Origin of the sequence: Corynebacterium sp. AOP40-9SA-29 (genome assembly GCF_052377405.1) — a bacterium.
Taxonomy (GTDB): Bacteria; Actinomycetota; Actinomycetes; order Mycobacteriales; family Mycobacteriaceae; genus Corynebacterium.
This window is the reverse complement of record NZ_JBQSWR010000002.1, coordinates 440,184-446,311: the sequence shown is the minus strand read 5'-3', so window position 1 is coordinate 446,311 and position 6,128 is coordinate 440,184. Positions and strand designations below refer to the sequence as shown.

The following is a 6,128-nucleotide window of genomic DNA, read 5'->3' as shown; positions in this document are numbered from 1 at the left end:
CAGATGAACAACATGCCCGCCATCGAGGGCGGCGACGACCTCGCACGTCCGCTGAACACCTCGTTCAGCGGGGAAGACGAGCAGGAGGGGGAGACGGAAGCATGATCACGATCATCTCCATCGGCCGGAAGTACGACGAGCACCAGGCCGCCGACATTCGCATCGATGCCACCCGCTGGCCGGCCCCGCCGCCTGACTACCGGCAACTCGACGGACGCCACGGGGCGATCCAGACCAGCGTGCTCACGCCTGACCCGCTCGTCCTGGATTTCCTCATCCTCGTCGCGGGCTGGGCGAGCACCCTGGCCCGACTGCAGGAGCAGGTCACCGTCGTCATCGAGTGCGCCGAGGGGATACACCGCTCGGTCGCCGGTGCGGAGTGCCTGCTCGCCCTCGTCCGTGACACCGGCGCGGACGCCACGGTGTTCCACCGCGATCTGGGGAGGCGGGCGGCATGACCATCCACGTCGTCCTGGGCCCGCCAGCATCCGGGAAGTCCACGTTCGTCGAGACCAACGCCCCGCCAGGCACCCCGCGCTTCGACTTCGACCGCGTCGCCGACACCGTCGCCGGGGCTGCGGTCGAGCACAACGCCCCGCAGGCGGTGGTCGACACCGTCTTAGCGATGCGCCGGGGGCTGATGGGCTGGGCGCTCGACGCCGAGACCCACCTCGACGAACTGTGGCTGATCAACGCCAGGCCCACCGACAGCACCATCGCCGCGCTCGCGGGCGCAGGCGCGAAGTTTCACCTCTGCGATCCCGGCGTGGACGAGTGCATCGCCCGCGCCGAGCGCGAGGGCAGACCAGATCACACCATCGACCGGATCAGGTCGTGGTACGACAACCCGCCGGAACTGCCGGGGGAGAAAGGGGGTGAGGCCATGCGAGTCAAGGACATGACCGTGCAGGTCAAGGCAGACAGCGACGACGGTGGCGACGGCGAGTTCTCCGCCTACGCTTCCGTCTTCGACAACGTCGACTCCTACGGCGACGTCATCCGCAAGGGGGCATTCTCCAAGACGCTGGAGGCCTGGGAGTCCAGCGGCAACACCATGCCGCTGCTCTACGGCCACAACTTCTCCGACCCGTTCAGCAACATCGGCGCGGTCACCAAGGCCGAGGAGGACGACCACGGGCTGAAGATCAGCGCGAAGATCGACCTCGACAACCCGACCGGCGCGCAGGTGTACCGCCTGCTGAAGGAGAAGCGCCTGTCGCAGATGTCGTTCGCCTTCGACGTGAAGGAGGGCGGCTTCGCCGAGGCCGACGGCACCGACGTCTACGAGCTGCGGGAGCTGACGCTCTACGAATGCTCGGTCGTGCCGATCGGCGCGAATCAAGAGACCGAGATCCTCGCCGTCAAGGCGATGGCCCGGTACCTCGACGCCGCCGGAGAAGCGGCCGTCGACCAAATCCGCCAGGCGCTGTCGCCGCCTGGCGGCAGCAAACACGACAACCACCCCGAGACCCCGGAGGACACCAAGTCCCCGGGGTCTTCGCATGCCGAGGGCTCGGACGAGTCCACGGATCACGCTGGCCGAGCCCGCTGGGCGAAGGCCCAAATCGAACTCCTGGAAAGGACCACACGATGAACCTTCGTGAACAGCGCGATGCAGCCGCTAAGGCCGCGCGCGACCTCAACGCCAAGCACGGCGACAACATGACCGACGAGGTCTTCGCCGAGCTGAAGGGCCACCTCGAAGACGTCGATCGTCTCGACATCGAGCTGGAGAAGGCCGCTGACCGCTCCGCCGCCCTGGACAAGGTCAAGTCCCTGAACCTCGACGGCGGGGCAGACGGACGCAAGGGCGGTGACGAGCCGGACGCGAAGTCGCTGGGTGCGCACTTCGTGAAGTCGTCCCGCGACCGCCTGTCCGACCAGTCCAGCGGCCGGCGCATGGAGTTCTCCGCCCCGGAGTTCGACGGCACCAAGGCCGCGTCCGACCCGGCGCTGACCGGCAACCTCGACGACCACGTCGTCGAGGGCTTCGGCACCACTTGGAGCCGCAGCGTCGTCAACGCGCGTCGTGAGCGCCTGGTCGCCGCCGACCTCATGGGCTCGGCATCGGTGACCACCCCGACGATCAAGTACCTCGTCGAGCGCGCCAACCGCCTGATCGAGGGCGCGCCGACCACCGTCGCCGAGGGTGGCAAGAAGCCCTACGTTCGCTTCGATGACTTCGACGTGAAGACGGAGTCGCTGTCCAAGATCGCCGCGCTGACGAAGCTGTCCGACGAGATGATCGCGGACTACGGCTTCGTCGCCGACTGGATCAACCAGCAGCTCATCTACGAGCTGTCCGTCGTCGAGGAGGAGCAGCTGCTCCGTGGTGACGGCAACGGCTCCAACCTGCAGGGCCTGCTCAACCGCGATGGCCTGCAGTCCTTCGACATCGACACGGACGACACCGGCGAGCAGTTCGACGGCCTGTTCCGCGCGACCCAGATGGTCCCCGCGGCCACGAACCTCACCGCCGACTCCTTCATGGTCAACCCGATCGACTACGGCGAGATGCGCCTGCACAAGGACGCCAATGGCCAGTACGTCGCTGGCGGGCCATTCTCCACAGGCCAGTACGGTGTCGGCGGCGTCCTGATCGACCCGCCGGTCTGGGGCCTGCGCACCGTGTCCACCAACGCCGTGCCGCGCGGCCGCTACGTGATCGGCGCGTTCCGCCAGGGCGCGACCGTCCTGCGCAAGGGTGGGCTGCGCGTCGACTCCACCAACACCAACGACGTCGACTTCGAGCACAACCTCGTCACGCTGCGCGCCGAGGAGCGCCTGGGCCTGATGGTCCCAGTCCCCGCCGCCTTCGTCACCGGCCAGCTCGGATCCACCGTCGGCGGCGGTGACTCCGACGGGAGCGGGGAGGGAAACTGACCTACCCCGGGGAGGACATCTTCCCGGGGTCTGACCAGTTCCCCACCGAGGAGGCGTGATGGGTAGGAAACTGCGCTACCGCGTCCCCCTCACCGGCGGCGGCTACGCCGTCATGGTGATGGACGAGGTCACCGCACGACACGACTACCCGGATGCCGTCCTCGACGAGGACGTCCGGGACTACCGCCCGGTCGACACCTCGTGGACACCACGGACGAAGTAGGAGGCACACATGTCCGATCACGGCCTCGTGCCCTCCGAATCGTCCCAAACGGTCACCCAGGACCACGTCGACACCGCTGTCGCCACGGTCCGCCTCCTCGCCGGCTGGCACATCTGGCCCGTCCGCGAGGAGACCATCACCGTCGACACCGCCGGTGACCCGCTGATCATCCTGCCGACCCTGCACGTCGAAGACGTCACCGCCGTGACCGTCGACGGACAGCCGGTGGACATGCAGCGGGTGTCGTGGTCCCCCGACGGCATGCTGACGCTGCACGGCACCCCACGCGGGTTCCAGCGCGTAGCCGTGACCCTGCGCCACGGCTACGAGACAGCCCCGGCCCTCGCCGGCGTGTGCCTGAAAATGGCGGCGCGCGCGGTACAGGCCCAAGGCTCACTCTCCGTCGGCGGCATCTCCGTCGGCGCGAGCGCAGGCATTACCCCGCAATCCACCGAGTGGCGAGTGCTCGACATGTACAAACTCGGCCCCGCGCCGTGAGGAGGACACCATGAACCCGTTCTCCGAGCAGGTGTCGATCATCCGAGCGCGGCGAGTCCCCGGCGACTACGGCGGCTGGCGCGAAGACTGGGACGACCCCGAAGTCATCCCCGTCACCGCACCCGTCTCCGTACAGCCGGTGAACTCAACCGACACCGAGGACACCCCACGCCGGCACGCGGTCACCGCGACGCACGCCCTGTACAGCCAGCCGCCCCACACCCTCGACGACCTCCGCGACACCGACCGCATCCGCGTCACCGGCTGGCCGGTGGATCTCGACATCGAGGGCCGACCACAGCACTGGCGTACCGACATGCTCGCCCACACCGAGGTCGACCTGAAGGAGCACCATGGCTGACAACAACATCCAGATCGACGCCGACGACATGTTCGTCATGGCGAACAGCACCGCCCGCGTCCGCGCCGCCGTCCGCAAAGTCAGCGCCGGAGGAGCGTCACGAGCCCGTAAGGAACTCGCGCGCGCCGGGATTGATGCGGAGGTGCGGGTGCGTGAGCGCACGCTCGCTAATGGTCGTGCCACGGCCGATATCGTCGCTGACGCGCCGGAGGGGTCCGAGGCTCACGTCTCGAAGATCCTGCGGCGTGCGGGGCGTGAGGCGAGGGGGCGGTCATGAGCGAACCGGATGTGCTGAAGGAAACCATCGCGGTGGTAGCGGAGGCGTTCCCGGAGTTGTGGGTGGCGGATCATCTGCCGCCGACGACGGAGATGGACGCGCAACTGCCGTGCATCGTTCTCGACGTGCTGCCAGGTGAGAACCGGGCCACGGCGTGGAACGGCGACGAGTTCCCCGTCCTGATGGACGAGGTCGCGCTCGACGTCGAGGTGTTCGCCCGTTCGCGAGGGCAGGCGGTGCCGGTGACGCAGAAGTTGCGCCAGGTGCTGTACCAGCTTCCGTACATCGCGGAGGTGTCGGTGGCTTCGGTGGATTGTCCGGAGCTGGTGACGCGTGAGGATCTGAACCCGCGGGTGAAGGTGCTCGGCGCGGAGGCCGAACTGACCAAACGCCCGTAATCAACTTAACCATTCTTGCCCCTGTCGGACCTTCCGGCAGGGGTTTTGCGATCCATGAGGAGGATCACCATGGCCGATCAGGAAATGCTCCAGGGCACGAACCGCGATGCGGTGCGCGTCGCCCTCACCGGCGCGGTGCGTACCGCCCCGGTCGGTACCGCGATCGTCGGTACCGACGAGAAGTACAACTCCGAGGTGCACAAGCAGGAGGGCTACCTGTCCTCCGACGGCGTCGAGGTGTCGTTCGACGAGAACCGTCAGGACTTCATCCCGTGGCAGGAGGCGTCCGCAATCCGCACGGACATCATCGAGGCCACCACCGGCATCCAGTACACGATGTGGGAGACCGGCCCCGGCAAGCTCGCCGAGTACCTCGGCGTTCCCCAGTCGGAGATCCAGGAGATGGAGCACGGCGGCGTCGGCTTCTTCACCGGTGGCCTGCCCGAGTTCGACAGCGTGCAGACCATCGTCGACATGTTCGATAAGGGCAAGCACCAGCGCACCACGTTCCTGAACACCCAGATCGCAGAGCGCGGCGGGATCACGATGAACAAGGAGGGCGTCTACGGCCTCCAGATCACCCGCAACGTGTACCCGGCCGGCAACGAGTACCAGGAGACCGCGCCGGACGCGATCGGCAACACCGCGTGGTGGGAGTTCAACAAGAACTGGAAGGACGCCTCCGAGATCAGCACGGGCTCGGACGGCTCCGCGCCGGTGTCCATCGGCTCTGCTGCCGTTCCGGGCGCAACCGTGGGCGAGTCCTACAGCCACGGCTTCACCGTCGCTGGCGGGGCCTCTCCGTACACCTGGTCCGTGTCTGCCGGCGACCTGCCCGCAGGCCTGTCCCTGTCGAGCACCGGCACCGTGTCGGGCACCCCGACCGAGGGCGGCGACGCGAACTTCACCGTCCGCGTGCAGGACCGCAACGGCCTGTACGCATCCCGCCAGGTCACGCTGACCGTCGCGGACGCCGAGGGGGAATGACCTGGCCGGGGGAGCAGACCTTCCCCGGCCCAGGCATCTTCCCAGCCGAACCTGACGAGGACTAGGAGGTCCCAACATGGCTTTCGAGCCGAACAAGTGGAGCAACGGCGAGGACGGCAGCACGCCGATCACCGCCGAGGAGCTGAACCGGATTGAAGCCGCCGGCGCGGCCAAACCCGGCGAAGGCGACAAGGGGCCGACTGGCGATAAAGGCCCGGTCGGTGACAAGGGCGCGACAGGTGATGCCGGTGCGCGAGGCGCAACCGGCCCGACCGGTTCCGCTGGCGCTGATGGTGCCGACGGTGACAAGGGCGCGACCGGGGACAAGGGCCCTACCGGAGACCAGGGGCCGCAGGGCGACCCCGGCACCACCGGCGCGGATGTCTTCACCGAAGACGAGATCGCCGCGCTGAAGGCCCTCGCCGCAGGCGAGTAGCACGACCCCGTGGTGGGGGTGGGGGATCCTGGCGGGTCTCTCCCTCACCCTCTCAAACATCACCC

10 protein-coding genes are annotated in these 6,128 nt (G+C 67.9%); all 10 read left to right on the top strand.

The features are described from left to right. The first annotated feature begins 101 nt into the window (after positions 1 to 101). The 10 genes from ACT3SZ_RS06605 (at position 102) to ACT3SZ_RS06560 (ending at position 6,063) form a co-directional block, all read left to right on the top strand. On the top strand, positions 102 to 458 hold the full coding sequence (locus ACT3SZ_RS06605; protein WP_444617630.1) for a RapZ C-terminal domain-containing protein: 357 nt from the start codon (positions 102 to 104) through the stop codon (positions 456 to 458). Then, on the top strand, positions 455 to 1,594 hold the full coding sequence (locus tag ACT3SZ_RS06600) for an HK97 family phage prohead protease (protein ID WP_444617629.1): 1,140 nt from the start codon (positions 455 to 457) through the stop codon (positions 1,592 to 1,594). Before ACT3SZ_RS06605 ends, ACT3SZ_RS06600 begins: the two co-directional genes overlap by 4 nt. Then, positions 1,591 to 2,883, top strand: coding sequence for a phage major capsid protein (locus ACT3SZ_RS06595; RefSeq protein WP_444617627.1), 1,293 nt, complete (start codon positions 1,591 to 1,593; stop codon positions 2,881 to 2,883). Before ACT3SZ_RS06600 ends, ACT3SZ_RS06595 begins: the two co-directional genes overlap by 4 nt. Positions 2,884 to 2,941: 58 nt before the next feature. Next, positions 2,942 to 3,106 carry a hypothetical protein gene (locus tag ACT3SZ_RS06590; protein WP_444617625.1) on the top strand — a complete coding sequence of 55 codons (165 nt, stop codon included), beginning with the start codon at positions 2,942 to 2,944 and terminating at the stop codon, positions 3,104 to 3,106. A gap of 9 nt (positions 3,107 to 3,115) precedes the next feature. Next, the gene (locus ACT3SZ_RS06585) at positions 3,116 to 3,604 is read left to right on the top strand and encodes a hypothetical protein (protein WP_444617623.1); all 489 of its coding nucleotides are present in this window, start codon (positions 3,116 to 3,118) and stop codon (positions 3,602 to 3,604) included. A 10-nt stretch (positions 3,605 to 3,614) separates the two neighbouring features. Continuing rightward, on the top strand, positions 3,615 to 3,965 hold the full coding sequence (locus ACT3SZ_RS06580) for a hypothetical protein (protein ID WP_444617621.1): 351 nt from the start codon (positions 3,615 to 3,617) through the stop codon (positions 3,963 to 3,965). After that, positions 3,958 to 4,242, top strand: a complete 285-nt coding sequence (locus ACT3SZ_RS06575; RefSeq protein WP_444617620.1) for a hypothetical protein — start codon at positions 3,958 to 3,960, stop codon at positions 4,240 to 4,242. The genes ACT3SZ_RS06580 and ACT3SZ_RS06575 overlap by 8 nt, the downstream gene beginning before the upstream one ends. Beyond that, positions 4,239 to 4,640, top strand: coding sequence for a hypothetical protein (locus ACT3SZ_RS06570; protein ID WP_444617618.1), 402 nt, complete (start codon positions 4,239 to 4,241; stop codon positions 4,638 to 4,640). Before ACT3SZ_RS06575 ends, ACT3SZ_RS06570 begins: the two co-directional genes overlap by 4 nt. A 69-nt stretch (positions 4,641 to 4,709) precedes the next feature. Continuing rightward, positions 4,710 to 5,627 carry an Ig domain-containing protein gene (locus ACT3SZ_RS06565; protein WP_444617616.1) on the top strand — a complete coding sequence of 306 codons (918 nt, stop codon included), beginning with the start codon at positions 4,710 to 4,712 and terminating at the stop codon, positions 5,625 to 5,627. A 76-nt stretch (positions 5,628 to 5,703) separates the two neighbouring features. Next, the gene (locus ACT3SZ_RS06560) at positions 5,704 to 6,063 is read left to right on the top strand and encodes a hypothetical protein (RefSeq protein ID WP_444617615.1); all 360 of its coding nucleotides are present in this window, start codon (positions 5,704 to 5,706) and stop codon (positions 6,061 to 6,063) included. Positions 6,064 to 6,128: the final 65 nt, after the last annotated feature.

What these genes read in the sequence shown, in the direction of transcription:
- ACT3SZ_RS06605 (WP_444617630.1), top strand. Translation starts at nt 102, where the DNA reads ATGATCACGATCATCTCCATCGGCCGGAAGTACGACGAGCACCAGGCC.
- ACT3SZ_RS06600 (WP_444617629.1), top strand. Translation starts at nt 455, where the DNA reads ATGACCATCCACGTCGTCCTGGGCCCGCCAGCATCCGGGAAGTCCACG.
- ACT3SZ_RS06595 (WP_444617627.1), top strand. Translation starts at nt 1,591, where the DNA reads ATGAACCTTCGTGAACAGCGCGATGCAGCCGCTAAGGCCGCGCGCGAC.
- ACT3SZ_RS06590 (WP_444617625.1), top strand. Translation starts at nt 2,942, where the DNA reads ATGGGTAGGAAACTGCGCTACCGCGTCCCCCTCACCGGCGGCGGCTAC.
- ACT3SZ_RS06585 (WP_444617623.1), top strand. Translation starts at nt 3,116, where the DNA reads ATGTCCGATCACGGCCTCGTGCCCTCCGAATCGTCCCAAACGGTCACC.
- ACT3SZ_RS06580 (WP_444617621.1), top strand. Translation starts at nt 3,615, where the DNA reads ATGAACCCGTTCTCCGAGCAGGTGTCGATCATCCGAGCGCGGCGAGTC.
- ACT3SZ_RS06575 (WP_444617620.1), top strand. Translation starts at nt 3,958, where the DNA reads ATGGCTGACAACAACATCCAGATCGACGCCGACGACATGTTCGTCATG.
- ACT3SZ_RS06570 (WP_444617618.1), top strand. Translation starts at nt 4,239, where the DNA reads ATGAGCGAACCGGATGTGCTGAAGGAAACCATCGCGGTGGTAGCGGAG.
- ACT3SZ_RS06565 (WP_444617616.1), top strand. Translation starts at nt 4,710, where the DNA reads ATGGCCGATCAGGAAATGCTCCAGGGCACGAACCGCGATGCGGTGCGC.
- ACT3SZ_RS06560 (WP_444617615.1), top strand. Translation starts at nt 5,704, where the DNA reads ATGGCTTTCGAGCCGAACAAGTGGAGCAACGGCGAGGACGGCAGCACG.